General features: G+C 63.1%; 31 protein-coding genes. 21 read left to right on the top strand and 10 right to left on the bottom strand.

Features of this window, described 5'->3' with window-relative positions; translation table 11 throughout:
• Positions 1 to 38: 38 nt before the first annotated feature.
• A complete protein-coding gene (locus C7I84_RS21125) occupies positions 39 to 542 on the bottom strand; it encodes an FxsA family protein (RefSeq protein WP_106774204.1) in 504 nt (167 codons plus the stop codon).
• Positions 543 to 732: 190 nt separating this feature from the next.
• Between C7I84_RS21125 and C7I84_RS21120 the strand changes: the two genes are divergently transcribed.
• The 6 genes from C7I84_RS21120 to C7I84_RS21095 all read left to right on the top strand — a co-directional run bounded on the left by C7I84_RS21120 (position 733) and on the right by C7I84_RS21095 (position 4,795).
• Entirely contained in the window at positions 733 to 1,434 is a 702-nt protein-coding gene (locus C7I84_RS21120) for a Tim44/TimA family putative adaptor protein (RefSeq protein WP_106774203.1), read from the top strand.
• Positions 1,435 to 1,458: 24 nt separating this feature from the next.
• Positions 1,459 to 2,568 carry a murein transglycosylase A gene (gene mltA / locus C7I84_RS21115; protein WP_106774202.1) on the top strand — a complete coding sequence of 370 codons (1,110 nt, stop codon included), beginning with the start codon at positions 1,459 to 1,461 and terminating at the stop codon, positions 2,566 to 2,568.
• A complete protein-coding gene (locus tag C7I84_RS21110) occupies positions 2,565 to 3,107 on the top strand; it encodes a Smr/MutS family protein (RefSeq protein WP_106774201.1) in 543 nt (180 codons plus the stop codon). The genes mltA and C7I84_RS21110 overlap by 4 nt, the downstream gene beginning before the upstream one ends.
• Complete coding sequence (locus C7I84_RS21105) at positions 3,104 to 3,475, top strand: helix-turn-helix domain-containing protein (RefSeq protein ID WP_106774200.1); 372 nt, start codon at positions 3,104 to 3,106, stop codon at positions 3,473 to 3,475. Before C7I84_RS21110 ends, C7I84_RS21105 begins: the two co-directional genes overlap by 4 nt.
• 50 nt (positions 3,476 to 3,525) lie before the next feature.
• Positions 3,526 to 3,912, top strand: coding sequence for a DoxX family protein (locus tag C7I84_RS21100; protein ID WP_106774199.1), 387 nt, complete (start codon positions 3,526 to 3,528; stop codon positions 3,910 to 3,912).
• 238 nt (positions 3,913 to 4,150) lie between these two features.
• Entirely contained in the window at positions 4,151 to 4,795 is a 645-nt protein-coding gene (locus C7I84_RS21095; protein WP_133170128.1) for an NYN domain-containing protein, read from the top strand.
• 6 nt (positions 4,796 to 4,801) lie between these two features.
• On the opposite strand, the gene C7I84_RS21090 is transcribed toward C7I84_RS21095, so the two are convergent.
• The 5 genes from C7I84_RS21090 to hslV all read right to left on the bottom strand — a co-directional run bounded on the left by C7I84_RS21090 (position 4,802) and on the right by hslV (position 8,875).
• Complete coding sequence (locus C7I84_RS21090; protein WP_245428534.1) at positions 4,802 to 5,740, bottom strand: DUF1402 family protein; 939 nt, start codon at positions 5,738 to 5,740, stop codon at positions 4,802 to 4,804.
• A 151-nt stretch (positions 5,741 to 5,891) separates the two neighbouring features.
• Entirely contained in the window at positions 5,892 to 7,202 is a 1,311-nt protein-coding gene (hslU, locus tag C7I84_RS21085; RefSeq protein WP_106774196.1) for an ATP-dependent protease ATPase subunit HslU, read from the bottom strand.
• Between the two features lie 8 nt (positions 7,203 to 7,210).
• Positions 7,211 to 7,819, bottom strand: a complete 609-nt coding sequence (locus C7I84_RS21080; RefSeq protein WP_106774195.1) for a DUF2585 domain-containing protein — start codon at positions 7,817 to 7,819, stop codon at positions 7,211 to 7,213.
• Positions 7,816 to 8,337 carry a GNAT family N-acetyltransferase gene (locus tag C7I84_RS21075; protein ID WP_106774194.1) on the bottom strand — a complete coding sequence of 174 codons (522 nt, stop codon included), beginning with the start codon at positions 8,335 to 8,337 and terminating at the stop codon, positions 7,816 to 7,818. Before C7I84_RS21075 ends, C7I84_RS21080 begins: the two co-directional genes overlap by 4 nt.
• On the bottom strand, positions 8,327 to 8,875 hold the full coding sequence (gene hslV, locus C7I84_RS21070) for an ATP-dependent protease subunit HslV (RefSeq protein ID WP_106774193.1): 549 nt from the start codon (positions 8,873 to 8,875) through the stop codon (positions 8,327 to 8,329). Before hslV ends, C7I84_RS21075 begins: the two co-directional genes overlap by 11 nt.
• A 153-nt stretch (positions 8,876 to 9,028) precedes the next feature.
• Here hslV and C7I84_RS21065 point away from each other — a divergent pair, with 153 nt between their 5' ends.
• The 11 genes from C7I84_RS21065 to coaA all read left to right on the top strand — a co-directional run bounded on the left by C7I84_RS21065 (position 9,029) and on the right by coaA (position 16,048).
• Positions 9,029 to 9,541, top strand: coding sequence for a hypothetical protein (locus C7I84_RS21065; protein ID WP_106774192.1), 513 nt, complete (start codon positions 9,029 to 9,031; stop codon positions 9,539 to 9,541).
• A gap of 87 nt (positions 9,542 to 9,628) precedes the next feature.
• Positions 9,629 to 10,231 carry an imidazoleglycerol-phosphate dehydratase HisB gene (gene hisB / locus C7I84_RS21060; protein ID WP_106774191.1) on the top strand — a complete coding sequence of 201 codons (603 nt, stop codon included), beginning with the start codon at positions 9,629 to 9,631 and terminating at the stop codon, positions 10,229 to 10,231.
• Between the two features lie 2 nt (positions 10,232 to 10,233).
• Complete coding sequence (locus C7I84_RS21055) at positions 10,234 to 10,728, top strand: DUF2628 domain-containing protein (protein ID WP_106774190.1); 495 nt, start codon at positions 10,234 to 10,236, stop codon at positions 10,726 to 10,728.
• Complete coding sequence (gene hisH / locus C7I84_RS21050; protein WP_106774189.1) at positions 10,728 to 11,378, top strand: imidazole glycerol phosphate synthase subunit HisH; 651 nt, start codon at positions 10,728 to 10,730, stop codon at positions 11,376 to 11,378. Before C7I84_RS21055 ends, hisH begins: the two co-directional genes overlap by 1 nt.
• Entirely contained in the window at positions 11,375 to 11,665 is a 291-nt protein-coding gene (locus C7I84_RS21045) for a DUF1330 domain-containing protein (RefSeq protein ID WP_106774188.1), read from the top strand. The genes hisH and C7I84_RS21045 overlap by 4 nt, the downstream gene beginning before the upstream one ends.
• A 4-nt stretch (positions 11,666 to 11,669) precedes the next feature.
• The gene (hisA, locus tag C7I84_RS21040; RefSeq protein WP_106774187.1) at positions 11,670 to 12,398 is read left to right on the top strand and encodes a 1-(5-phosphoribosyl)-5-[(5-phosphoribosylamino)methylideneamino]imidazole-4-carboxamide isomerase; all 729 of its coding nucleotides are present in this window, start codon (positions 11,670 to 11,672) and stop codon (positions 12,396 to 12,398) included.
• 11 nt (positions 12,399 to 12,409) lie between these two features.
• On the top strand, positions 12,410 to 13,246 hold the full coding sequence (locus C7I84_RS21035) for an arginase family protein (protein WP_106774186.1): 837 nt from the start codon (positions 12,410 to 12,412) through the stop codon (positions 13,244 to 13,246).
• 12 nt (positions 13,247 to 13,258) lie between these two features.
• Positions 13,259 to 13,819, top strand: a complete 561-nt coding sequence (locus tag C7I84_RS21030; RefSeq protein WP_106774185.1) for a Uma2 family endonuclease — start codon at positions 13,259 to 13,261, stop codon at positions 13,817 to 13,819.
• Positions 13,820 to 13,827: 8 nt separating this feature from the next.
• Positions 13,828 to 14,622, top strand: a complete 795-nt coding sequence (gene hisF, locus C7I84_RS21025) for an imidazole glycerol phosphate synthase subunit HisF (RefSeq protein ID WP_106774184.1) — start codon at positions 13,828 to 13,830, stop codon at positions 14,620 to 14,622.
• Between the two features lie 10 nt (positions 14,623 to 14,632).
• Positions 14,633 to 14,959, top strand: coding sequence for a phosphoribosyl-ATP diphosphatase (locus tag C7I84_RS21020; RefSeq protein WP_106774183.1), 327 nt, complete (start codon positions 14,633 to 14,635; stop codon positions 14,957 to 14,959).
• A 129-nt stretch (positions 14,960 to 15,088) separates the two neighbouring features.
• Positions 15,089 to 16,048 (top strand): type I pantothenate kinase, encoded by a 960-nt coding sequence (coaA, locus tag C7I84_RS21015; protein ID WP_106774182.1) that lies wholly within the window; start codon positions 15,089 to 15,091, stop codon positions 16,046 to 16,048.
• A gap of 81 nt (positions 16,049 to 16,129) precedes the next feature.
• Here the strand turns inward: coaA and C7I84_RS21010 are convergent, their stop codons facing one another.
• The 4 genes from C7I84_RS21010 to arfB form a co-directional block, all read right to left on the bottom strand.
• Entirely contained in the window at positions 16,130 to 16,765 is a 636-nt protein-coding gene (locus tag C7I84_RS21010) for an alpha-ketoglutarate-dependent dioxygenase AlkB family protein (RefSeq protein WP_106774181.1), read from the bottom strand.
• A gap of 51 nt (positions 16,766 to 16,816) precedes the next feature.
• Positions 16,817 to 17,161, bottom strand: a complete 345-nt coding sequence (locus C7I84_RS21005) for an immunity protein TriTu family protein (RefSeq protein ID WP_106774180.1) — start codon at positions 17,159 to 17,161, stop codon at positions 16,817 to 16,819.
• Between the two features lie 79 nt (positions 17,162 to 17,240).
• A complete protein-coding gene (gene lysM / locus C7I84_RS21000) occupies positions 17,241 to 17,759 on the bottom strand; it encodes a peptidoglycan-binding protein LysM (RefSeq protein WP_106774179.1) in 519 nt (172 codons plus the stop codon).
• A gap of 188 nt (positions 17,760 to 17,947) precedes the next feature.
• Positions 17,948 to 18,385, bottom strand: coding sequence for an alternative ribosome rescue aminoacyl-tRNA hydrolase ArfB (gene arfB, locus C7I84_RS20995; RefSeq protein ID WP_106774178.1), 438 nt, complete (start codon positions 18,383 to 18,385; stop codon positions 17,948 to 17,950).
• A 145-nt stretch (positions 18,386 to 18,530) separates the two neighbouring features.
• On the opposite strand from arfB, the gene lepA reads away from it, so the two are divergent.
• The 4 genes from lepA to C7I84_RS29755 are packed head-to-tail and all read left to right on the top strand — an operon-like array spanning position 18,531 to position 23,671.
• Complete coding sequence (gene lepA, locus C7I84_RS20990) at positions 18,531 to 20,345, top strand: translation elongation factor 4 (RefSeq protein ID WP_106774177.1); 1,815 nt, start codon at positions 18,531 to 18,533, stop codon at positions 20,343 to 20,345.
• Positions 20,346 to 20,356: 11 nt separating this feature from the next.
• Complete coding sequence (locus C7I84_RS20985; protein ID WP_106774176.1) at positions 20,357 to 21,184, top strand: DNA-methyltransferase; 828 nt, start codon at positions 20,357 to 20,359, stop codon at positions 21,182 to 21,184.
• A 1-nt stretch (position 21,185) separates the two neighbouring features.
• Positions 21,186 to 23,057, top strand: a complete 1,872-nt coding sequence (locus tag C7I84_RS20980) for an AAA family ATPase (protein ID WP_106774175.1) — start codon at positions 21,186 to 21,188, stop codon at positions 23,055 to 23,057.
• The gene (locus tag C7I84_RS29755) at positions 23,054 to 23,671 is read left to right on the top strand and encodes an HNH endonuclease family protein (RefSeq protein WP_133170127.1); all 618 of its coding nucleotides are present in this window, start codon (positions 23,054 to 23,056) and stop codon (positions 23,669 to 23,671) included. The genes C7I84_RS20980 and C7I84_RS29755 overlap by 4 nt, the downstream gene beginning before the upstream one ends.
• Positions 23,672 to 23,679: the final 8 nt, after the last annotated feature.

Raw genomic sequence — 23,679 nt, 5'->3', positions numbered from 1 at the left:
GATCCCGGGCTCGAGGTGACCTGCTATCGAACTTCGGGTCAGCCCCGGTCGATGCGCCGCCAAGGCGAATCCGGATCGGGCGTCCGTTTATAGTCGTCCTCGTCGAGATCGATCGTCGGCCCCTTGCCGCCACCGCGCCCGCCGCCCGCATGGGGTCGGCCGCGGAACGTCCCGAAGTCGCCGACGACCTGCACGCGGTCGCGGACCAGCCGCCAGCCGAGGTCGCGCACCGGCGGCAGGAACAGCAGCAGGCCGATGATGTCGGTGAAGAAGCCGGGGATGATCAGCAGGATGCCGGCGACCAGAATCATCACGCCATGCGCGAGTTGGCGTCCGGGGTCGCGTCCCTCGGCGACATCCTGGCGGATGCGGCTGAGTACGCCAAAACCCTGCAGGCGCAGCAGGATCGAGCCGAGGATGCAGGACGCCAGCACCAGGGCCATCGTCGCCAGCACGCCGATCTCGCTGCCGACGATCACGAAGCCGGCGATCTCGATCAGCGGAAGGGCGAGGAGGAACAGGGGCAGGAGGATGCGTCGCACTGGGATTCCGGATTGAAGGGGTTGGCCGAGCCGGCAATTGCTGCTGGCACATTGTGCCATACATAGGTATGCAGGTGTTTGATTTGAATGATCGCCCCCTGCGATCTATATGAATTGCTGCGACACGCGGTGCCGTGCCCGGTTCCTGTGCCGGGGTCGCACCTTCAATAAGATCGGGTTGGCGGAAGATATGGAATTCTTCGACTTCGGGACGATTTTTTTCTTGGTCGCGGCGGTCGTGATCTTCTTCCAGTTGCGCAACGTGCTCGGCCGCCGCACCGGCAACGAGCGGCAGCCCTTCGATCCCTATACTGCCGGCCGCACCCGCGACAAGGATCCTTCCAAGACGGACAACGTCGTGTCGCTGCCGCGCAAGCGCGGGCCCGGCGAGCCGGACGACACCTATGCGGCGATCGACGCCGTCGCCCCGCCGCCGAGCGACCTCAACAAGGGGCTGCGCGCCATCCGCGACGCCGACCCGACCTTCGAGCCGAAATCCTTCGTCGAGGGCGCCAAGATGGCCTACGAGATGATCGTCATGGCCTATGCCGACGGCGACCGAAAGACCTTGAAGAACCTGCTATCCCGCGAGGTCTATGACGGTTTCGTCGCCGCGATCGGCGATCGCGAGAGCCGCTCGGAGAAGATCCAGTCCTCCTTCGTCGGCATCGACAAGGCCGACATCGTCTCGGCCGAGATGAAGGGCGGCGAGGCGCACATCACGCTGCGCGTCGTCAGCGAGCTGATCTCGGCGACCCGCGACAAGGCCGGCGAGGTGATCGACGGCGATCCGGAGACCGTCGCGGAGGTCAAGGACGTCTGGACCTTCGCCCGCGACACCCGCTCCAAGGACCCCAACTGGAAGCTGGTCGCCACCGAAGCCGAAGACTGATCGTCCCGGCCGCCGAGCGCCGCCATGCCGCCGCTCTCCCCGTATTTCGTTTTCGGGCATTTCGACGAGCTTCCGGGCTGGCATGAGGATGATTGCCGGGCGGCTTTCGCCGCTTTTCGGCGCTCTGCCGTCCACGTCCTGTCGAAACCCTACCGGACCGGCGGCCTCGGCGTCGACTTCGCCGCCTTCGAAGCCGTCTATGCCGAGGCGAGGGTGGCGGAGGTCGCGGACGGCGCGCAGGCGCGGGCCTTCTTCGAGCGGCATTTCGTCCCGGCCCGGATCGCCGCGGAGGACGGCGGCAGGGGTTTCGTCACCGGTTTTTACGAGCCCGAGGTTTCTGCCTCGCCGGTCCGAACGGCAGATTTCACGGTTCCGCTGCTGGCGCGCCCCGACGATCTGGTCGACGTCGACGACGCGAACCGGCCGGCCGGCTTCGATCCCTATCTCGCCTTCGGCCAGAAGACCGAGGCCGGCATAAAGCCCTATTTCGACCGGCAGGCCATCGAGCAGGGCGCGCTCGACGCCGGAAAATTGGCGATCGCCTGGGTCGCCGGCAAGGTCGAGGCCTTCTTCATCCATGTCCAGGGAGCGGCGCGCCTCATCATGCCGGACGGCACGACCCGGCGAGTGAGCTATGCCGCGAAATCGGGACACCGCTTCACCGGACCCGGCGGAATCCTCGCCGATCTCGGCGAAATTCCGCTGGAAAAGGTGACGATGCAGTCCATTCGCGCCTGGTTTTCACAGAATCCGGATCGGATCGACGAGATTTTGTGGCGCAACCGCTCCTTTATCTTCTTCCGCGAGGCGACCGTCGACGATCCCGCCCTCGGCCCGGTGGCCGCCGCCAAGGTACCACTGACGCCCGGCCGGTCCATGGCGGTCGACCGCCTGCTGCACACCTTCGGCACGCCGTTCTTCATCCATGCGCCGGACCTGACCGCTTTCGGTGGAGAGCCGTTCCGGCGGCTGATGATCGCCCAGGACACCGGCTCGGCGATCGTCGGCCCGGCGCGCGGCGACCTGTTCGCCGGTTCGGGCGACGCGGCAGGAGAGATCGCCGGCGTGGTGCGGGCCAAGGCCGACTTCTTTGCCTTGATTCCGCGATCGCTTGCCATGGGCATCCGGCAATGAGCCGTCGGTCGCACAAGACGCTCACCGACGAGGACCGGGTGCTGTGGAGCCTTGTCGCGCGCTCGGCGACGCCGCTGAAAGGGCGAAAGCATCCGGAAGCGCCGGCCGAGCCGCCGCTGACCAAGAAGGAGGTGCTGGACAAGGCGCCTCCTGCTGCGCCGGCGTCGCCGCCGGTTGCGCCGGCTCGTCCGAAAACGCTCGCCCAGAACGCCCTCGACCGCCCGACGCATGACAAGCTTGCCGCCGGCCGGCTGCCGATCGAGGGTCGCGTCGACCTGCATGGCCTCACCCAGGACGAGGCCTATCCGCTGCTGTTCTCCTTCCTTCATCGCGCCCATGCCAACGGCATCCGCTACGTGCTGGTGATCACCGGAAAAGGCTCGTCCTCGGGCGGTGACGGCGTGCTGCGCCGCGCCGTGCCCGGCTGGCTCGCCACGGCGCCGTTCCGCGGTCTGGTCAGCAGCCACGATCACGCCGCGCGCAATCACGGCGGCGGCGGCGCGCTCTATGTGCGGCTGCGCCGCCCGGCGCCGCGATGACCCCGTTCGGCGCCAAGATGCGGGCGCTGCGCCGGGAGCGCGGCATCAGCCAGAAGGACATGGCAGCCGCGCTCGGCGTCAGCCCGGCCTATCTTTCGGCCCTGGAGCATGGCCGCCGGGGCGCGCCGAACTGGGCGACGGTGCAGAAGATCATCGGCTATTTCAACGTCATATGGGACGAGGCCGAGGAACTGGAGCGGCTGGCCTGGGAATCGCATCCGCGAATCATCGTAGACACCGCCGGTCTGAGCCCGGAAGCGACGCTGCTGGCCAACCTTCTGGCGGACAAGATCGGGCGCCTCGACAAGGCGACGCTGGACTCCTTGATCGCCATCTTGCAAACAGCCGGCCGGCCCATGTCGGAGTGAGCACGTGGCATTCGTCCTCGGCGTAGCAACGCGAACCGAGGGACGATGAAATGAACCGACGCATGATGACGATTGCCGGCTGGATCCTGACCGGCCTCTACGCGCTGTTCATGCTGGGAGCGTCGGTGACGCCGAAGCTGTTCGGCATGCCGGTGGCGGAGGAAACCATGGCGCAGCTCGGCTGGCCGGCCGGTTACGCCGTGATGATCGGCGTGATCGAACTCGCCTGCGTGCTGCTCTATCTCTATTCGCGCACCAGCGTCCTCGGCGCGGTGCTGACCATGGGCATTCTCGGCGGCGCGATGGCGACGCAGATCCGCGTCGGCAACCCGCTGTTCAGCCACGTCCTGTTCTCGGTCTATCTCGGCCTGCTCATGTGGGGCGGCCTGTGGCTGCGCGACCCGGCGCTGCGGGCAATCTTCCCCTGGCGGCGCTGACTTTAGGTAAGGGTCAGAACGCTGCGATATTCTGGAGAGCCTTTTGTGTGTCATAGGAGATTGCCCACAATATGCATGTCATTCCTTGACAATTTGCCGAAATCGAGTCTATTCAAGGTGATTCGTCTTTACATTGCCTAGGCAAATCACCTATATATGCACACGTAATCCCGTCGTGGCCTCGGCTGCGGCGCCTCCCCCGGGCCTCGGCTCGGGGGTTCTCATTTCTGGGGGGAAAATGGGAGAACGGACTCGGGTTGCATGCTTTATTGACGGCTTCAACTTGTATCACGCGATATCGAGGCTTGGTCGTCCCCATTTGAAATGGGTTGACCTCCGAAAGCTGATTGAGACGTTTACCGATCCTTCGGTACACGAAATTCGCGCCATCTACTATTTTTCCGCTTTCGCGACGTGGCTGCCCGATGCCCATCTACGGCATCGGCAATATGTTGAGGCTTTAAAAGCGCGAGGCGTTACGCCCATAATCGGACGATTCAAGGAGAAGGATATTCTCTGCAAGAAATGTGGAAAGCCGTTCAGGTCACACGAAGAAAAAGAAACGGACGTCAATATAGCACTTTGGCTCCTCAATCAGGCCTACAAAGACAACTACGATCAAGCTTTCATTATGAGCCGCGACAGCGATCTTACTCCAGCTATTCGAATGGTACGTCAGGAATTTCCAACGAAGAAGATCAAAGTCATTTCTCCTCCCAACGCCGGTCATAGCAAGGAAATGGCAGGTGTGGTCGGTAAGAACATGCTTGCCTCGGTCAAGCAGATACACCTTGAACGAAGTCTGCTATCAGCGACGGTCACAGACCCTGATTCCGGTCTTGTTGTAGCAAGGAGACCGCCGGCATATGATCCACCGAGTTGAGTTCCATCAGAACAGCGCCTGCAGCTCCGGCAGCTTCTCGTTGACCAGCCAGCCGTAATAGTTCTCCTCCGGCAAACGAGGCTCCTTGCCCTCGGCGACGCGCGCCTCGTTCTCGGTCCGCAGGAAATAGGCGCGTTCTTCCGGGTTGCCGGTGTTGTAGAGCGTCGCCGTGATGCCGGGATTCTGCGAGATGTCGAAGCCGGCGATGTCGCGATAGGCCTCGATCGCGGACTTCAGCGTCGCCGCCACATAGGCGAGCGTCAGGTCCGGCTCCATGATGGTCTCGTAGACCTGGTTGGGGTTGCCGGCGTCGAGCCGCGGCAGGCCGGAGACCTCGTGGACGAGGTCGCTCATCTGCAGCGCGGTCAGCGGATTGAGCTGGCCGATGCCGAAGGTCTGGCCCGCATAGAAGGGCTGGAAGAACACCGCGCTGAAGCGGTTGTCGGGGAATGCCTTGCCGTCCACGGTCTTGCCGCGGAAGTCGCGGTTCCACACCTGCTCGCGGCAGGTCCACAGCGCATCGCTGCCCTGTTGGTCCGCGCAGGTCTGGAATTGCGGCCGCTGGATGAAGTCGGTCACGTCCTCGCCTTCATAGGCGAAATGCAGCTTGCTGGAGAGGTAGGATACCGCCTTGACGTAGTAGGTCTGCAGCCGGTCGTAGGCATCGACGTTGTAGGTGTGCTCGCCGACGATGGCGCCGACCATGTGCATCGGGTCGATGCCGTAGGCGGCGGCCTGTTCCTTGATCTTGCTCCTCAGCTTGGCGTCGGTCTTCAGCAGCCGGTAGACCTTGCGGTATTTCGCGTCGAACGTCGTGCCGCCCGACTTGGTGCGTCGTGACGAAGCGCCGGGGATCGGCGGCTGCTCGGCATGGACGTTGCCGGGCGGGACGAGGGTCTGGGCGGTCGCGGGCCCGTCGGCCGTTACGAGCGCCAGCGTGGCCACCCCAAGGGTGAGAAAGAACTGTCGTAGAAGTTGCCGCACGTGCCCGAGCCCTGCCTGTCCCGACAAACTAGAAAAAGCGCCCGCATCCGTCGAGCGGTTTTCTCTCGGGCATTGTCTTGATCGGCCGCCGCGCGGCAGCCGGCCGGTATCGTCACAGGATGAAGCGCGACAGGTCGGTGTTCTTCGACAGGTCGCCGACATGCTTCTGCACATAGGCGGCGTCGATCGTCACCTTGCTGCCCGACTGGTCCGGCGCGGCGAAGGAGATCTCGTCGAGCACCCGCTCCATCACCGTCTGCAACCGCCTGGCGCCGATGTTCTCCACCGTGGCGTTAAGGTCCACCGCGATGCCGGCGAGCTGGTCGATGGCGTCGTCGGTGAAGTCGAGTTCGACGCCCTCGGTCCTCATCAGCGCGACATACTGCTTGATCAGGCTGGCCTCGGTCTCCGTCAGGATGCGGATGAAGTCTTCCTTCTCGAGCGCGCGCAATTCGACGCGGATGGGCAGGCGGCCCTGCAGCTCCGGCAAGAGGTCGGACGGCTTCGACACATGGAAGGCGCCGGAGGCGATGAACAGGATGTGGTCGGTCTTGATCGGCCCGTATTTGGTCGCCACCGTCGTGCCCTCGACCAGCGGCAGCAGGTCGCGCTGCACGCCCTCGCGCGACGGGCCGCCGGACACGTCGCTGCGCGCCGCGATCTTGTCGATCTCGTCGAGGAAGACGATGCCGTCATTCTCCGCCGATTCCAGCGCGCGCCGCACCACCTCGTCCTGGTCGAGCAGCTTGTCGGACTCGTCGTTGATCAAAAGCTCGTAGGATTCCTTGACGGTGGTCTTGCGCGACTTGGTGCGCTTGCCGCCCATCGCCTTCTGCAGCATGTCGTTGATGTTCATCACGCCGATATTGGCGCCGGGCATGCCGGGGATCTCGAAGCTCGGCATGCCGCCCGTGCCGGTGTCGGCCACCTCGACCTCGATCTCCTTGTCATCCATCTCGCCGTCGCGCAGCTTCTTGCGGAAGGAGTCGCGGGTCGCCGGGCTTGCCGTCTTGCCGACCAGCGCTTCCAGCACGCGCTCCTCGGCGTTGACATGGGCGCGCGCCTTGACGTCCTCGCGCATCTTGTCGCGCGTCAGGCCGATGGCGACCTCGACCAGGTCGCGCACGATCTGCTCGACGTCGCGGCCGACATAGCCGACCTCGGTGAACTTGGTCGCCTCGACCTTGACGAAGGGCGCGCCCGCGAGCCGGGCGAGGCGCCGCGAGATCTCGGTCTTGCCGACGCCGGTCGGGCCGATCATCAAAATGTTTTTCGGCATCACCTCCTCGCGCATCTGGCCCTCCAGCTGCTGCCGGCGCCAGCGGTTGCGCAGCGCGATGGCGACGGCGCGCTTGGCGTCCTTCTGGCCGATGATGTAGCGGTCGAGTTCGGAGACGATTTCGCGGGGGGAGAAGGTGGTCATGGTACTTCTTACAATCCACTTTGCCACTGCTTGATCGCGTCCAGCGGGTACAGCAGCATGATGATGTTGAGGGTCAGGTTGTCGCGGATGACGTAGCCGACGCCGATCTCGAAAACGACCGCGAGCGCCACCGTCACCCATATAGGAAGCCGCGCGGCGAGAGCAAAACCCAGCACCATCCACAGCGTGTCGGACACCGAGTTGATGACGCTGTCGCCGAAATAGTCGAGCGAGATCGTCGATTCACGATAGCGGTTGATGATGAAGTCGGTGTTTTCGAGCAGCTCCCAGGCCGCCTCGATGATCACCGCGCCGACGAGCCTGAGGCCGACATTGACGCGCGGCATCACCAGCCAGAGCAGGCCGTAGAACAGGAAACCGTGGATGACGTGCGAGAAGGTGTACCAGTCGGCGAGATGCTGGCTGTTCTCGCTGCTCTGCACCACCCCGTGCCAGAGTTTCACATAGCCGCACTTGCAGATGAGGGGCTGGCCCATCAGGTAGAGCGCCACGCCCTGCGCGGCGACCAGCGCCGCCGCCAGCAGCAGCCCGGCGAGGAAGACGCGCTTCTTCGCCGCGATCCCGGGATCGTCCGCCGGCGCCGGTAGCGTCGTCATGGAGAAAGCTCCCCCTCCTCGTTGTCCCGCGCCATCAGCAGCGCATGGCCGTATTGCGAGGTCCGCTCGCCGATCGGCCTGAACCCCGCCTTCTCATAGGCGCGGATCGCCCGCTTGTTGGCCTGATCGGGATCGATGATGACGCGCGGCGTGCCTTCTGCAAAGAGCTCTTCGATGAACTGCGCGAGCAGCGCCGAGCCGTGACCCTGCCCGACCAGTTCCGGCTCGCCGATCGAGAGATCCAGGCCGAGCGTGCCGAAAGGCTGGTCGGCATAGGGGTGGTCGTCCTCCAGATGCGGGTCGTAGCTCTGCAGATAGGCGATCGGTTTTCCGTCCAGCTCGACGATCAGCGGCTCGACCGAGATCGAGTCCATGTGCTCGCGGATCGCTTCAAGCTCCTCGTCGGCGTCGTCCCACCACTCGGCCACATGCGGCTCGCGCAGCCAGCGCCCGAGCAGGGGAAAATCCCGCTCGGTCACCGGCCGGAAGCGGTAGCGCGGCGCTGTCTTAGCCGGCATCGAGCGTTTCGACGACGAAATTGCCGTTGGTGTAGACGCAGATGTCGGCGGCGATCTGCATCGCCTTGCGGGCGATCTCCTCGGCGTCCTTGTCGCTGTCCATCAGGGCGCGCGCCGCCGCCAGCGCATAATTGCCGCCCGAGCCGATCGCCATCACGCCGTGCTCCGGCTCCAGCACGTCGCCGGTGCCGGTCAGCGCCAGCGAGACGTTCTTGTCGGCGACCAGCATCATCGCCTCCAGCCGGCGCAGATAGCGGTCGGTGCGCCAGTCCTTGGCGAGCTCGACGGCGGCGCGGGTGAGCTGGTCCGGATACTGCTCGAGCTTCGCCTCGAGCCGCTCCAGCAGCGTGAAGGCGTCCGCGGTCGCCCCGGCGAAGCCGGCGATCACATTGCCCTTGCCGATGCGGCGCACCTTCCTGGCATTGCCCTTCATGATCGTCTGGCCGAGGCTCACCTGGCCGTCGCCGGCGATCACGACCTTTCCTCCCTTGCGCACCGTCACGATCGTGGTGGCGTGCATGGTCAGTTCGTTCGACATGTCTTGCTCCGATTCCGCGCGGTCCCGGCAGGCGGCGATCCGCGCGACACGAGGGTTTGATGCGCCATATGTATGCCGCGGATGAGGGAATGCAAATTGTAGCACTCCTCGCGATTGTGTTGACAAAACCCTGCTTTCGACGATCGATGAGCCATGCGCATTATCGGTGCCCTCGCAGCTTGGCTTTCAGTCTTGGCAAACCTTGCTGCCGCCGCGGGCGAGCAGGTGACGGCGATTCAGGGCGAAATTCCCACTCTGAAAAGGATAGCCGAAGTTTGCAACAAGGCCGTGCATGGCGAGGTGGGTTCCGATCCGAATTTGCCGGCGATCCTTGTCCAGGAACAGTGCAATATTCAATGGCCGTCTTTGCTCGTGCTCCCTGCCGCCTGCCCGGACCGAAGAGCCATGGAAAAGTGCATTTCGGATACCTTCGACCGATCATTCCCGCTACCTCTCGGTGCGCCAAGGGTCATGCTCTCCCGCTGCGACGACGCTGACGCATGCTTTGACGTATACGAAGCCGAGGACCCCTATGGAAATGGCACCCGGCGGCCGGAGGTGTGCGGCTACGAAGTGAGTGGGAAGGCCATCGTTCGCACCGGCAAGATCTATGTCGCGATTGCCGACCTTGCGATCGTTCCAGTCTGTTGGGAGAACAACGGCTAAGCGTTTCAGCCGCCACGCGGCCCAACTTTCAATCCCCCGACCATGCTGTTACAAGGCTCGCGCTTTCGCCAGCAGCAAGGACCGCCCATGGCCGCCGCCCGCACCGCCGACGTCACCCGCTCGACCAGGGAGACGCGCATCTCCGTCTCGATCGCCGTCGACGGCACCGGCAAGGCCGAGATCGCCAGCGGCGTCGGCTTCTTCGACCACATGCTCGACCAGCTCTGCCGCCATTCGCTGATCGACATGAAGATCAGGGCCGAGGGAGACCTGCACATAGACGACCATCATACCGTGGAGGATACCGGCATCGCGCTCGGCCAGGCGCTGGCCAAGGCGCTGGGCGACCGGCGCGGCATCATGCGCTACGCCTCGCTCGACCTTGCCATGGACGAGACGCTGACGCGCGCCGCAGTCGACGTGTCGGGCCGGCCGTATCTCGTCTGGAACGTCGCCTTCTCCTCGCCCAAGATCGGCACATTCGACACCGAGCTGGTGCGCGAGTTCTTCCATGCGCTGGCGCAGAATGCCGGCATCACGCTGCATGTCGCCAATCTCTACGGCGCCAACAACCATCATATCGCCGAGACCTGCTTCAAGGCGGTCGCCCGGGTGCTGCGCGCCGCGCTGGAGCGTGACCCACGCCAGCCCGACGCCATCCCGTCCACCAAGGGCAGCCTGAAGGGATAGTCATGGCCCGTTTCGTCATCTTCGAGCCGGACGGTGCGCTGGGCAGCGATGCGGTCGCCGAGGCGCGCATCGTCCGCGACGGCTTCGCCGTGCTCGGCTTCCTCGTCCCGCCGCTCTGGCTGCTCTGGCACGGCCTGGTGATCGAGGCGGTGCTGGTCTTCGCCACCATGTTCGGCATCGGCGCCGTCGGCGAGCTGCTCGGCCTCGGCCCTGCCGGCTCGGCGCTGTCGCTGCTCGTCTCCGTCTATGTCGGGCTGGAGGGCGCGGCGCTCAGGATGGCGGCGCTGCGTCGCCGCGGCTGGCGCGAATGGGGCGCCGTCGAGGCCGACAGGATCGCCGACGCCGAGATCCGCTACGCCACCGAGGCGGTCGGAGCGGCCTCCTTGCCGCACGATCACGTCGCGAGCCCTCCCGAACCTCGGCCGGCGCGCCATGCCGCGCCACGACCCTCCACCGGCCCGGCGCTCGGCCTGCTGCACTATCCCGGAGGCGCCTGATGCGTGTCGCCATCATCGACTATGGCTCCGGCAATCTGCGCTCGGCGGTGAAGGCGTTCGAGCGGGCGGCGCGCGAGGGCGGCATCGCCGCCGAGATCGAGCTGACGGCGGATGCCGGGCGCGTGCGCGGCGCCGACCGCATCGTGCTTCCGGGCGTCGGCGCCTATGCCGACTGCGCCGCCGGACTGCGCGCCGTCGACGGCATGTGGGAGGCGGTCGAAGAAGCCGCGATCGAGCGCGGAAGACCGTTTCTCGGCATCTGCGTCGGCATGCAGCTGATGTCTGAGCGTGGTCTGGAAAAGACGGTGACGCGCGGCTTCGGCTGGATCGCCGGCGATGTGAAGGAGATCGAGCCGGCCGACCCGGCGCTGAAGATCCCGCAGATCGGCTGGAACACGATTCACGTGAAACATCCGCATCCGCTGTTTGCCGGCATCCCGACGGGCGAGGGCGGCCTGCACGCCTATTTCGTGCATTCCTATCATCTTGATTCTTTGCGTGAAGATGAGGTTCTGGCGGTAACCGACTATGGCGGCCCGGTGACCGCGGCGGTCGGCCGCGACAATCTTGCCGGCACGCAGTTCCATCCGGAAAAGAGCCAGGCCCTCGGCCTCGCTCTGATCGCCAACTTCCTGAGGTGGAAGCCATGACGAAAAAAGCCTATTGGGTCGCGATGGTCGACGTGACCGATCCCGAGACCTACGGGAAATACATCGAGACCAATGCCGCCGCCTTTGCCAAATACGGTGCGAAGTTCGTCGTGCGGGCAGGACAATATGCGAACCCGGAAGGTCCGACCGGGAACCGCCACGTGGTGGTCGAGTTCTCGTCCTACGAGACGGCGCTGGCCTGCTACAACTCGCCCGAATATCAGGAGGCGCTGAAATACCGCCTCGCCGCCTCGACCGGCCATTTCGTCATCGTCGAAGGTGCGTGACACCATGATCCTTTTCCCGGCGATCGACCTGAAGGGCGGCGAATGCGTGCGCCTGAAGCTCGGCGACATGGCGCAGGCCACGGTCTACAACACCGACCCGGCCGCGCAGGCAAAAGCCTTCGAGGACCAGGGCTTCGAGTGGCTGCATGTGGTCGATCTCGACGGCGCCTTCGCCGGCGAGAGCCGCAACGGCGCGGCCGTCGAGGCGATCCTGAAGGCGACCAAAAATCCGGTGCAGCTCGGCGGCGGCATCCGCACGCTCGCTCATATCGATGCCTGGCTGGAAAAAGGTCTTGCCCGCGTCATCCTCGGCACGGTCGCTGTGCGCGATCCAGAACTGGTGAAAGAGGCCTGTCGCCTGTTTCCCGGAAAAATCGCCGTTGGCATTGATGCCCGCGGCGGCAAGGTCGCGGTCGAGGGCTGGGCCGAGGCCTCGTCGCTCGGCGCGGTCGAGCTGGCGCAAAAATTCGAGGGCGCCGGCGTTGCCGCCATCATCTACACCGACATTGATCGCGACGGCGTCTTGGCCGGCATAAACTGGGAAGCCACCATCGCGCTCGCCGAAGCGGTGTCGATCCCGGTCATCGCCTCGGGCGGCCTCGCCTCGCTCGCCGATATAGGTCGCATGACCATGCCGGATGCGAAAAAGCTGGAAGGCGCCATCTCCGGACGCGCCCTCTATGACGGCCGCATCGATCCGGCCGAGGCGCTGGCGATCCTGAAGGCGGCATAGGAGACAGTCTGATGCGGCTTACGCTCGTTCTGGCGCCCTACGACAGCGGTCACCATCATGCCGGCATGGGCCTCGGCCCGGAAGCGATCCTGGCCGGCGGGCTGGTCGAGGCGCTCACCCTCAACGGTCACGACGTGGCGGTCGAGGACATCGGCGAGGTGGGCGACGCGCAGGGCCGCGAGATCACCACCGGCTTCGCCGTCTGCCGCGCGGTGGCCGAAAAGGTCCGCGAGAGCATCGCCGCAGGCCGTTTTCCGGTGGTGCTGGCCGGCAATTGCCTGACGGCCGCCGGCGCGGTGGCCGGGGAGGGGGCGGATGCGATCGTCTGGGCCGACCAGCACGGCGACATCAACACGCCGGAGACCTCGACCTGGGGCTATCTCGACGGCATGGCTCTGGCGACGGTGCTCGGCCTGTGCTGGCGTCCTCTCACCGCATCGATCCCCGGATTCCACACGATCGACCCGGCGCGCTGCCTGCTGGTCGACGCCCGCGACCTCGATCCCGACGAAAAACGGCTGCTGGAGAGCCTGCCCATCCTGAGGGCCCCATGCGGCGATGCGGTCGCCCAGGTGGAGAAGCTCAAGGCAGCCGGCGCGACCAAGGCGCATCTGCATCTCGACCTCGACGTGCACGACCCGGCGCTTCTGCAGGCGAACCGCTACGCGACGCCGGGCGGCCCAAGCCCGGAGGAGCTGCGGCGCATGGCCTGCGGCGTAGCCAGGTCGATCCCGGTCGCCGGCGTCACCATCTCCGCCTACGACCCGGCCTATGATCCCAAGGCCGAGGTGCCGCCGCTGGTCGGCGAACTGCTCAACGAACTGCTCGCCGCGCTGGAGCGGATTTGATAATCTGACCCCATGAACATCCAGTCGAAACTTCCGACCACGGCGGACGAATTCCTGCGCTGGAACGAGGGGCGCGAGGGCAAGCGCGAATTCGTAAGGGGGAGGGTGGTCGAAATGATGATTAACGTCACCAGGAACCATTGGCGTATTGCCACCCGGCTCACCCATCAACTGGTGTTGCAGCTTGGCCTGGAAGCCTACGACATCGGTGCAACGGATTTCGGCGTGCGGACTCGAGATGGCGTCCGTTATCCCGACGTTCTGGTAGAACCGACCGCAGGGGACGGCAAGGCGCTGGCGACCTCAGCACCTCTTCTGGTGGCGGAAATCCTGTCGCCGGCCAGCGTGGCAGAGGATTTCGGAACTAAGGCCAGCGACTATTTGGCATTGGCTTCGTTGCGCCACTATCTCGTTCTCGCACAGGACGAGCCGCGACTGTGGCTCTGGTCGCGCGCCGACGACGGCGCCTGGACCGAGCCGGACATGATCGAAGGCCGTGGCGAGACCGTGTCGCTGGCCGGACTGGGCATCACGCTTCAACTATCCGAACTCTACGCCGGCATCGAAGGCTGAGCTCCCGCATGACCCTGAAATCCCGTGTCATTCCCTGCCTCGACGTGAAGGACGGCCGCGTCGTCAAGGGCGTCAACTTCGTCGACCTGATCGACGCCGGCGATCCGGTCGAGGCGGCGCGCGCCTATGACGCCGCCGGCGCCGACGAGCTGTGCTTCCTCGACATCACCGCCTCCTCCGACAACCGCGAGACCATCTTCGACGTGGTGGCGCGCACCGCCGAGCAGTGTTTCATGCCGCTCACCGTCGGCGGCGGCGTGCGCCAGGTCGCTGACATCCGAAAACTGCTTCTGGCCGGCGCCGACAAGGTGTCGATCAACACGGCGGCGGTGAAGAACCCGGATTTCGTCGCCGAGGCCGCCGACAAGTTCGGCAACCAGTGCATCGTCGTGGCGATCGACGCCAAGAAGGTTTCCGCGCCCGGCGAGGCCGGCCGCTGGGAGATCTTCACCCATGGCGGCCGCGAGAAAACCGGCATCGACGCCGTCGAATTCGCGCGCAAGGTGGTCGATCGCGGCGCCGGCGAGATCCTGCTCACTTCCATGGATCGCGACGGCACCAAGGCCGGCTACGACATCGCGCTGACGCGCGCCGTGGCCGACGCGGTGCGCGCGCCGGTCATCGCCTCCGGCGGCGTCGGCACGCTCGACCATCTGGTCGCAGGCATCCGCGACGGCCATGCCACCGCGGTGCTCGCCGCCTCGATCTTCCATTTCGGCACCTATTCCATCGCCGAGGCCAAGCGGCACATGGCTGACGCCGGCCTGGCGATGCGACTCGACAGCGCCCCGCGGACAGCCTAAACGGCGCTCGATGAGCGGGTTCAGCCTTTCCGACCTCGAGAAGATCGTCGCCGAGCGCGGCAGCCAGGGCGATTCCGCCTCCTCCTGGACGGCAAAGCTGTTTTCGGCCGGCATCGACAGGGCCGGCAAGAAGCTGGGCGAGGAAGCGGTCGAGACAGTCATCGCGGCAGTCCGCGGCGACCGCGCGGAGCTGGTCTCGGAAAGCGCCGACCTTCTCTACCACCTGCTGGTGGTGCTGGCGATTTCGGGCGTGCCGCTGTCCGACGTTCTTGCCGAGCTCGAGCGCCGGACGGCCCGCTCGGGAGTAGCCGAAAAGGCATCGCGCGCCGGCGCCTAGCGCCGGCGGCCTAGAGCATGATCCCGAAAAGTTGCAGACTTTCCGGACACAGGTCATGCGGCAGAACAAGAGATAGAGCGGAATGCCGATTCATTTGATGGCGTTCCGCTCTAACGTCGAGGAGATCAGATGGATCAGCTCGTTCGGTCGGAAAAATACTCCCCCTACCGTTTCTTTTCCGCCGAGCGATGGGCTGAGTTCCGCGCCGACACGCCGCTGACGCTGACCGCCGAGGAGGTCGAGCGCCTGCGCTCGCTGCAGGACCGCGTCGACCTCGACGAGGTGCGGCGCATCTACCTGACGCTGTCGCGGCTGCTCTCCGCCCATGTCGAGACGAGCCAGTTGCTGTTCCGCCAGCGCCAGTCCTTCTTCAACGCCGGCGAGGTGCGCAAGACGCCCTTCATCATCGGCATGGCCGGCTCGGTCGCGGTCGGCAAGTCGACCACCGCCCGCCTGCTCAAGGAGCTGATGCGGCGCTGGCCGTCGAGCCCCAAGGTCGACCTGATCACCACCGACGGTTTCCTCCATCCCAACGAGGTGCTGCGCCGCGAGGGGCTGATGGAGCGCAAGGGCTTTCCCGACAGCTACGACGTCGGCGGCCTGCTGCGCTTCCTGTCGGCGATCAAGTCGGGTGAGGCCCATGTGCGCGCGCCCGTCTATTCGCACCTCACCTACGACGTGGTTCCCGGCCAGTTCGTCACCATCGACCGGCCCGACATCCTGATCTTCGAGGGGCTCAACGTGCTGCAGCCGCGCGACCTGCCGAAGGACGGCAAATACGTGCCGTTCCTGTCGGATTTCTTCGATTTCTCGATCTTCATCGACGCCGACGAGAATCTGATCCACGACTGGTACATCGCCCGCTTCATGCGGCTGCGCGAGACGGCCTTCCGCGACACGCAGTCCTTCTTCCACCGCTACTCGCAACTGTCGGAGGATGCGGCGCAGGCCATCGCCGAGGGGCTGTGGCAGAACATCAACCTGAAGAATCTCCGCGAGAACATCCTGCCGACGCGCCCGCGCGCCGACCTGATCCTGCGCAAGGGCGCCGATCACCTGATCGAGGAAGTGGCGCTGCGCAAGCTGTAGCGACCGCGGGCACCCGCACGGATAATGCCGGCGGTCGCCCGTGGATCGTCGGCGCCGACCGTCGAAGCAGGCAGCCGCTCCTCACGCCGGAGCTTCGGCCCGCCTCGGCACCGTCACCCGCCGCAGCGTGAGATTGATGCGGCCGCCCTTCGGCAGCAGCGTCGACGTGTCCGGATAGACACGGTCGACGCCGTGGAAGCAGAGCCGGCCTTCGCCGCCGAGCACGACCACGTCGCCGCTCTCCAGCCGCAACGATTCCGTCGGCCCGTTGCGCGTCGTCTGGCCGACGCGGAACAGGCAGGCGTCCCCGAGCGACACCGACACCACCGGCGCAGCGAAATCCCTCTCGTCACGATCCTGGTGCAGGCCCATTTTCGCGGTTCCGGAATAGAAGTTGACGAGGCAGGCTTCCGGCGGATGCGGATAGTCCGCGACGTCCCTCCACAGCGAAAGCAGCCGTTCGGGGATTGCCGGCCACGGTTCGCCGGTGACCGGATGGGTCGCCTGGTAGCGATAGCCGCGCTGCTTGTCGGTCACCCAGCCGAGCGCGCCGCAATTGGTCATGCGCACGCTCATCTCCTTGCCGCTCTTCGGCATGGCCGGCGTGTAGAGCGGGGCGCCGCGCACTACCTCGCGGATCGCCTCGACCAGATACTGCTGGGCCTCCCGGTCGAAATAGCCCGGCATGTGCCTGACGCCCGCTGGCAGGACGAGCATATCGCTTCCTCGTTAGATCGGCATAGAATCGGATCGCCTGCCTATGCTCGGTTAGACAACGCCGCTCCGATGCCGCGCGGGCGCCGGGCAATCGCCTAGTCCCGAATGGAATTCGAGTCCCGACAGCCATTCGTCGAGCAGCGCTGTCGACATTGGCATGTACGACCAACAGAAAAGCGTTTCTTCCGTTTGTACGGCCAGCGCCTCGATCTCCGAGACCATTTCCGGCCAGACCGTCACACGCCCCATTACGAGCTCTCCGTCAAGGTCCAGCGCAATGCCCTGCTGGTCGCAAAGCGTCCAGTTGCCGATCCGTTGCGGCTGGAATCTGCCGGCAAGACGACCGGAATTGTCCTCCAGCCATCGATCGAGCATCGCGGCTGTGCTGGCAACCATTGTGCTCACATAGGTTCTGCGGCCTCACCCTTGCCGGAAGGCGGCGGGGTCATGCACCCGCCGCTCGTTCGTCCGAAGCTCAGGCCGTCTCAATGTCCGGGATGCGCAGCACCTGGCCCGGATAGATCTTGTCCGGATGCGTCAGCATCGGCTTGTTGGCGTCGAAGATGATGGTGTTCTTGGCGCCCTTGCCCTTGCCGTACTGCGCCTCGGCGATCTTCCAGAGGTTGTCGCCCTTCTTCACCGTATAGAACACCGGCGCCTTGGCCGGCGTCGCCGCCTTGACCAGCGCCGTCATGTCGGTGCTTTCCAGCTTCAGCCCGGACTCCGGCGCCACCACCTTGAGCTCGTCGGCTTCGACCGACGAGACCCCGAGCGTATTGCCCACGGCGATGACCGCCTTCTCGAAAGCCGACTGGTCCTTGACCACGCCCTTCAGCACCACCTTGTCGCCCTTCACGGCGACATCGACCTTGTCGGTGCCGAGATTGTGCGATTGCAGTTCTTTCTTCAGCGCCTCGGTCTTGGCGGCATCGTCGTCATCCTCGCCGAAGCCCAGCTTCTTGCCGACGCTCTTCATGAAGTCGAACATACCCATGGCCGTGGCACTCCCTAGCCGTTGCATTGCCTACGGAATCTGCCCTGAAATCGCCGGGATGAAAAGCCCGGCGCACCCGCCGACTGCCCGGATGTTTAATTTCCCGCCGCGTTCGGAGCCGCCCCTCCCCAATATGCAGCCTCGTCATCCACGCATCCGCGCCGAAGCGATCGCGCCCGGGCGGCGGCTCAGTCGTCGCTGACCCTGCCGCGCAGCCGCTTCACCGTGGAGCGGCCGGCCTTGGATTTCAGCCGGCGCTCGACCGCGCCCTTCGACGGCCTTGTCTTCTTGCGTGGCGGCGGCGGCGGCTCGGCGGCCTTGGCGACCAGCGCCGCCAGGCGCTGGCGGGCGTCGATCCGGTTGCGCTCCTGGGTGCGGAAGCGGTCGGCCTCGATGACCACCACGCCGTTCTTGGTGGCGCGCTGGCCGGCCAGCGCCAGCACCCGCTCGCGCACGCGCTCCGGCAGGCCGCGCGCATTCGCGGCGTCGAAGCGCAGCTGCACGGCGCTCGCCACCTTGTTGACGTTCTGCCCGCCCGGCCCGGACGCGCGGATGAAAGTCTCCGCGAGGTCATCGGCATGGATGACGACGCCGTCGGCGATCTGGATGGGATCGTCAGGGTTCATGCACCAGACATGCCGCGACGGCGCGCAAAAGGGAAGGGGCCGCAGCCACCGGGCGGGCGCAAACGCCCGAAACCCGCGCGATCCCGCAGCCCGGCGGCAAAACAGCCTGTTCCCTTTCCGCGCGAATGCGTTATAGGCGCGGACCATGACCACGCCGCTCAAGAACATCCGCAACTTCTCCATCGTCGCCCATATCGACCATGGCAAGTCGACGCTCGCCGACCGCCTCATCCAGCTCACCGGCGGCCTCGACGCCCGCGAGATGGCCGGCAAGGAGCAGGTTCTCGACAACATGGACATCGAGCGCGAGCGCGGCATCACCATAAAGGCGCAGACGGTGCGCCTCAACTACCGCGCACAGGACGGCCAGGATTACATCCTGAACCTGATCGACACGCCCGGCCATGTCGACTTCGCCTACGAGGTGTCGCGTTCGCTGCGCGCCTGCGAAGGCTCGCTGCTGGTCGTCGACGCCAGCCAGGGCGTCGAGGCGCAGACGCTGGCCAACGTCTACCAGGCGATCGACGCCAACCATGAGATCGTCGTGGTCTTGAACAAGATCGACCTGCCCGCTGCCGAGCCCGAGCGCATCAAGGAGCAGGTCGAGGAGGTGATCGGCCTCGATGCCAGCAACGCCGTGCTCATCTCGGCCAAGACCGGCATCGGCATCGAGGAGGTGTTGGAGGCGATCGTCACCCAGCTCCCTCCGCCCCGCGAGGGCGACGCCCAAAAGCCGCTCAAGGCCATGCTGGTCGACAGCTGGTACGACGCCTATCTCGGCGTCATCGTGCTGGTGCGCGTCATCGACGGCGTGCTGAAAAAAGGCCAGCAGATCCGCATGATCGGCACCGGCGCCCGCTATCCCGTCGAGCGCACCGGCTTCTTCACGCCCAAGATGGTGCAGGCCGACCAGATCGGCCCCGGCGAGTTCGGCTTCATCACCGCCTCGATCAAGGAGGTGGCCGACACCCGCGTCGGCGACACCATCACCGAGGACCGCCGCCCCACCGAAAAGCCGCTGCCGGGCTTCAAGCCGGCGCAGCCGGTGGTGTTCTGCGGCCTGTTCCCGGTCGACGCCGCCGACTTCGAGGATTTGCGCGCCGCCATGGGCAAGCTCAGGCTCAACGACGCCAGCTTCTCCTTCGAGATGGAGACCAGCGCTGCCTTGGGTTTCGGCTTCCGCTGCGGCTTCCTCGGCCTGCTGCATCTGGAGATCATCCAGGAGCGGCTGGAGCGCGAGTTCGACCTCGACCTCATCGCCACCGCGCCGAGCGTCGTCTACCGCATGCGGCTCACCGACGGCACCGTGAAGGAGCTGCACAACCCGGCCGACATGCCCGACCTCGTCAAGATCGAGGCCATCGAGGAGCCGTGGATCCGCGCCACCATTTTGACCCCCGACGACTATCTCGGCTCCATCCTGAAGCTCTGCCAGGACCGCCGCGGCGTGCAGGCCGACCTCTCTTATGTCGGCAAGCGCGCCATGCTGGTCTACGACCTGCCGCTCAACGAGGTGGTGTTCGACTTCTACGACCGCCTCAAGTCGATCTCCAAGGGCTACGCCTCGTTCGACTACCACCTCACCGACTACCGCGAGGGCGACCTGGTAAAAATGTCGATCCTGGTCAACGACGAGCCGGTCGACGCGCTCTCCATGCTGGTCCACCGCTCGGCGGCGGAAAAGCGCGGCCGGGTGATGTGCGAGAAGCTGAAGGAGCTGATCCCGCAGCACATGTTCAAGATCCCGATCCAGGCGGCCATCGGCGGCCGCATCATCGCCCGCGAGACCATCTCGGCGCTGCGCAAGGACGTGACGGCAAAGTGCTACGGCGGCGACGTCACCCGCAAGCGCAAGCTGCTCGAAAAGCAGAAAGAGGGCAAGAAGCGCATGCGCCAGTTCGGCAAGGTCGACATCCCCCAGGCGGCGTTCATCGAGGCGCTGAAGATGGGGGACAGCTAAGTGCTGAGATCATGATCACCGAATGGTTAGGCGAAACAAAGAAAGCTATCCCTTGGCGTGTTCATAGAGGTGACATAAATGAGGTGCTCGCAAATCTAGATAAAAATCGTTTTCAGTGCGTAGTAACTTCGCCACCGTACTATTGGCAGCGAGACTATAAAGTTGATGGCCAAATAGGCCTTGAGCCGACCATTGATGGATACGTTGAAGCTATAGCAGATTCGATGAAATCGGTGCGGCGCGTCCTCAAGGATGATGGTTTACTATTCCTCAATCTAGGAGATACCTACTATTCGGCAAAGGGTCTCCCCAAGGGAACTGACGCGAAAAGTAAGGCTCGTCGGTTCGGTCTTCGTGCCGTTGATGCGAGTGGACTCGGCGTTCCTAGGAAGACAACCATAGGCATTCCTTGGCGCGTGGCATTGCGTATGATCTCCGATGGCTGGATTTTGCGTTCTCCGATTGTCTGGGAGCGTTCAAATGGGTTACCTGAACCTACGGCCAAGGATCGGCCTTGGCGCTCATACGAGTTCTTGTTCATGTTCTCAAAAAAGCCTCGCTACAAATTTTTTAGGACCGCATTGGGTGGAAGCGAGGATGTTTGGCGCATACCTGTAAAGCCAAACTCTTCAAAGGGTTTGCACAATGCAGCATTTCCGGAAGCTTTGGCACGAAAGGCCATCGATTGCTCGACGGAGAAAGGTGATGAAGTACTAGATCCCTTTGCTGGCACTGGTACGACGCTCACCGCCGCGGTTAACGCCGAGCGGCCAGCCTTTGGTATTGACCTAAACTATCAATTTTGTGAGTTCTCAGCCAAAAGGCTCGGGGCGATCTGAGATGTATCCATCGTTGTCGCAGGTTGTAACTTCGGTTGAACGTCTGTCCGGGGTGCATCCATTCTTCGGGTATGCTTTTTTAGGATTTAAGCTGGCCAGCCTGCCTATTGGTACGACTCAGGAATTTCGCTACTCGTTCATTCGGGACTCAATCCTTGAACCCTACTTTCGCTTTAAAGGCGTTAAAGGGTTCTATAACCCGTTCAAGAGTTCCAAGCAGTGGGTCAGCGAGCGGTACGACAGCACCTCACTCCAGCGTGTTATCGCGGACACATTTTCTGCCGCCTTTGTGCGTGATCCAGATACGCATGGTTGGGGATGGACGCAAAACTATGTTCAAGAGCTTAGTTTCTTGAGGGAATCAAATCGATCTGAAAAGATACCCCTTTTTGATATGGCCGTTTGGTATTGCAGAAATGTAAATATTCAAGCAGCATCTGGAAAAGAGCCTGGCGAGATTATAAGAACGTTTGTTAGCTACTTCAATCTTTTGGATGAGGAAATTGAAACGTTATTTGATAACACATCGATACGCGACATTGGGTTATCTCAGCAGCCAGTATCAGAAAACGAGTTGCTCTCTTACATAGGCTATCCCACCGAACAAGTGTCGGACAGAGCCGTGTCATTGCGTCGACTCTCAGTGCGAAATGTTGGACCATTTCAAGACGCCACCTATCCAGCGTCGCCCCGCCTCAACGTAATTGCTGGCGACAATAGCTTGGGCAAAACGTTGTTGTTAGAGCTTGTGTGGTGGTCGCTGACTGGCAGTTGGGCCGCACATCGAGCGGAACCACAAATTATGGAACAGCGATCAGAGATCGAATTTGACCTAAACAGAACTTTGACCAGAGGATCAACGGCCCTTGTTCCTTACAATAAGGTTGACGGTAGCTGGCAGCGCCCAAACGCAGATCTTAGCAGCGTGGCGCTATACTTCTCGTTTGATGGTGGTGTTAATATATTTATACCACGGCATTATTCTAGTGCTCTAAGTGGCAATGAAGTTATTAGACTAGGCCGAGAGCAACTCCTCGATGGACTTAAGACAACAAGCTCTGACGGTGTATCAAGACGCGCGTCGAATGGATTGCTACAAGACGTAGTATTTTGGCAGCTCTTGCCTGAACGATACCCAAAAAGACGAGAAGTATTCGAGGCCGCACTCCGAGCCCTCTCACCGCCGGAAGGTAGGCACCTCAGGCTTGGACCCCCCGGACGTATCCGTACCGATACGCGAGAGCTGCCAACTGTCCGAATGCCGTATGGTGATGTTGCCTTCCCATACCTGTCGGCCGGCATCCAAAAGGCTTTTACATTTGCGTACGTTGTAGCTTGGGTTTTTTTTGAGTTTCTAGATGCCGGAAAGCTTGAACGGGACGTTGACCCGCAAATCGTAGTGCTGATTGATGAGGTGGAAGCACACCTTCATCCAAAGTGGCAAAGGCAGATTGTGCCGTCGCTGCTCGCGGCATTGAGGCAAGTCGCTCCAAACTATCCCATTCAACTGCATATTGCGACCCACTCGCCGTTGGTGATGGCCTCTCTTGAGGACGGCTTCGACCCGACGAAAGATACCATACATGTGACTAAGCTCGTAGGTCGCGAGGTCTGCATTGCGACTATGCCTTTTACTAAACATGGGTCTGTCAACAGGTGGCTAGAGTCAGATATTTTTGGCTTGGACTCCGCTCGGTCGAAGATTGCCGAGGATGCATTGAAGGCAGCGAACGCGTTGTTGTCCAAGACCGACGTGGCAATTAGTACTCTAGACCGGATTGAGTCAGATCTTCGCAAAGCCCTACCGGACGATGATCCTTTCTGGGTCAGGTGGAATCGCTTCGCTTCATTCCATAGGCCTAGCGGGAAATGATCACCGTCATCCAAGCCGCTGAGCCGGAAGATTTTGAGAACCGAGTTCGAGGACCGGGTCGTACATTTCTTGAAAATCTCCCCAGCCTGGAAGACGTAAACTTTACAGGGAGGGAATACTGGAGAAAAGCGATTCCGGCCCTACGAAATTCATACAATGCCGTATGTTGCTACACAGCTCATTGGATATCTAGCGATACTGGGGCAAGTTCGGCGGATCATTTTATTGCACGTAAAATCGACCCGCGCCTGGCATACGAATGGACAAATCTCAGGTATTGCTGCTCTCGATTGAACTCGCGTAAAGGTCTTCGAAATATTATTGATCCGTTTCATGTTGTTGAAGGGATGTTTGAGATTGTTTTTCCAAGCCTGTTCCTCCGATCGGGTGCTGACTTCGCAAACAACGATCTCGTTCACCGGACGATAGAACTTCTTGGATTAAACGACGACGTCGTTGTGTCCGCAAGAGAAGAATATGTCAATCAGTATGCTGGAGGCAGTCATATCAATCATTTGAAGCGACATGCGCCCCTCTTGCATCACGAGATCTTACGCCAGAACTTAGACCGAGAGGCGTTACTCGCGATGGGCTTTGGACCTCCAGCTGTCTGAGTGCGAGG

It is taken from the genome of Kumtagia ephedrae, from assembly GCF_003012745.1.
In the GTDB taxonomy this organism is placed as follows: Bacteria; Pseudomonadota; Alphaproteobacteria; order Rhizobiales; family Rhizobiaceae; genus Kumtagia; species Kumtagia ephedrae.
This window is presented reverse-complemented; position numbering and strand designations above follow the sequence as displayed.

Coding starts and splice junctions, on each gene's coding strand:
- C7I84_RS21120 (WP_106774203.1), top strand. CDS start 733: ATGGAATTCTTCGACTTCGGGACGATTTTTTTCTTGGTCGCGGCGGTC.
- mltA (WP_106774202.1), top strand. CDS start 1,459: ATGCCGCCGCTCTCCCCGTATTTCGTTTTCGGGCATTTCGACGAGCTT.
- C7I84_RS21110 (WP_106774201.1), top strand. CDS start 2,565: ATGAGCCGTCGGTCGCACAAGACGCTCACCGACGAGGACCGGGTGCTG.
- C7I84_RS21105 (WP_106774200.1), top strand. CDS start 3,104: ATGACCCCGTTCGGCGCCAAGATGCGGGCGCTGCGCCGGGAGCGCGGC.
- C7I84_RS21100 (WP_106774199.1), top strand. CDS start 3,526: ATGAACCGACGCATGATGACGATTGCCGGCTGGATCCTGACCGGCCTC.
- C7I84_RS21095 (WP_133170128.1), top strand. CDS start 4,151: ATGGGAGAACGGACTCGGGTTGCATGCTTTATTGACGGCTTCAACTTG.
- hslU (WP_106774196.1), bottom strand. CDS start 7,202: ATGACCACCTTCTCCCCCCGCGAAATCGTCTCCGAACTCGACCGCTAC.
- C7I84_RS21080 (WP_106774195.1), bottom strand. CDS start 7,819: ATGACGACGCTACCGGCGCCGGCGGACGATCCCGGGATCGCGGCGAAG.
- C7I84_RS21075 (WP_106774194.1), bottom strand. CDS start 8,337: ATGCCGGCTAAGACAGCGCCGCGCTACCGCTTCCGGCCGGTGACCGAG.
- hslV (WP_106774193.1), bottom strand. CDS start 8,875: ATGTCGAACGAACTGACCATGCACGCCACCACGATCGTGACGGTGCGC.
- C7I84_RS21065 (WP_106774192.1), top strand. CDS start 9,029: ATGCGCATTATCGGTGCCCTCGCAGCTTGGCTTTCAGTCTTGGCAAAC.
- hisB (WP_106774191.1), top strand. CDS start 9,629: ATGGCCGCCGCCCGCACCGCCGACGTCACCCGCTCGACCAGGGAGACG.
- C7I84_RS21055 (WP_106774190.1), top strand. CDS start 10,234: ATGGCCCGTTTCGTCATCTTCGAGCCGGACGGTGCGCTGGGCAGCGAT.
- hisH (WP_106774189.1), top strand. CDS start 10,728: ATGCGTGTCGCCATCATCGACTATGGCTCCGGCAATCTGCGCTCGGCG.
- C7I84_RS21045 (WP_106774188.1), top strand. CDS start 11,375: ATGACGAAAAAAGCCTATTGGGTCGCGATGGTCGACGTGACCGATCCC.
- hisA (WP_106774187.1), top strand. CDS start 11,670: ATGATCCTTTTCCCGGCGATCGACCTGAAGGGCGGCGAATGCGTGCGC.
- C7I84_RS21035 (WP_106774186.1), top strand. CDS start 12,410: ATGCGGCTTACGCTCGTTCTGGCGCCCTACGACAGCGGTCACCATCAT.
- C7I84_RS21030 (WP_106774185.1), top strand. CDS start 13,259: ATGAACATCCAGTCGAAACTTCCGACCACGGCGGACGAATTCCTGCGC.
- hisF (WP_106774184.1), top strand. CDS start 13,828: ATGACCCTGAAATCCCGTGTCATTCCCTGCCTCGACGTGAAGGACGGC.
- C7I84_RS21020 (WP_106774183.1), top strand. CDS start 14,633: ATGAGCGGGTTCAGCCTTTCCGACCTCGAGAAGATCGTCGCCGAGCGC.
- coaA (WP_106774182.1), top strand. CDS start 15,089: ATGGATCAGCTCGTTCGGTCGGAAAAATACTCCCCCTACCGTTTCTTT.
- C7I84_RS21010 (WP_106774181.1), bottom strand. CDS start 16,765: ATGCTCGTCCTGCCAGCGGGCGTCAGGCACATGCCGGGCTATTTCGAC.
- C7I84_RS21005 (WP_106774180.1), bottom strand. CDS start 17,161: ATGGTTGCCAGCACAGCCGCGATGCTCGATCGATGGCTGGAGGACAAT.
- lysM (WP_106774179.1), bottom strand. CDS start 17,759: ATGGGTATGTTCGACTTCATGAAGAGCGTCGGCAAGAAGCTGGGCTTC.
- arfB (WP_106774178.1), bottom strand. CDS start 18,385: ATGAACCCTGACGATCCCATCCAGATCGCCGACGGCGTCGTCATCCAT.
- lepA (WP_106774177.1), top strand. CDS start 18,531: ATGACCACGCCGCTCAAGAACATCCGCAACTTCTCCATCGTCGCCCAT.
- C7I84_RS20985 (WP_106774176.1), top strand. CDS start 20,357: ATGATCACCGAATGGTTAGGCGAAACAAAGAAAGCTATCCCTTGGCGT.
- C7I84_RS20980 (WP_106774175.1), top strand. CDS start 21,186: ATGTATCCATCGTTGTCGCAGGTTGTAACTTCGGTTGAACGTCTGTCC.
- C7I84_RS29755 (WP_133170127.1), top strand. CDS start 23,054: ATGATCACCGTCATCCAAGCCGCTGAGCCGGAAGATTTTGAGAACCGA.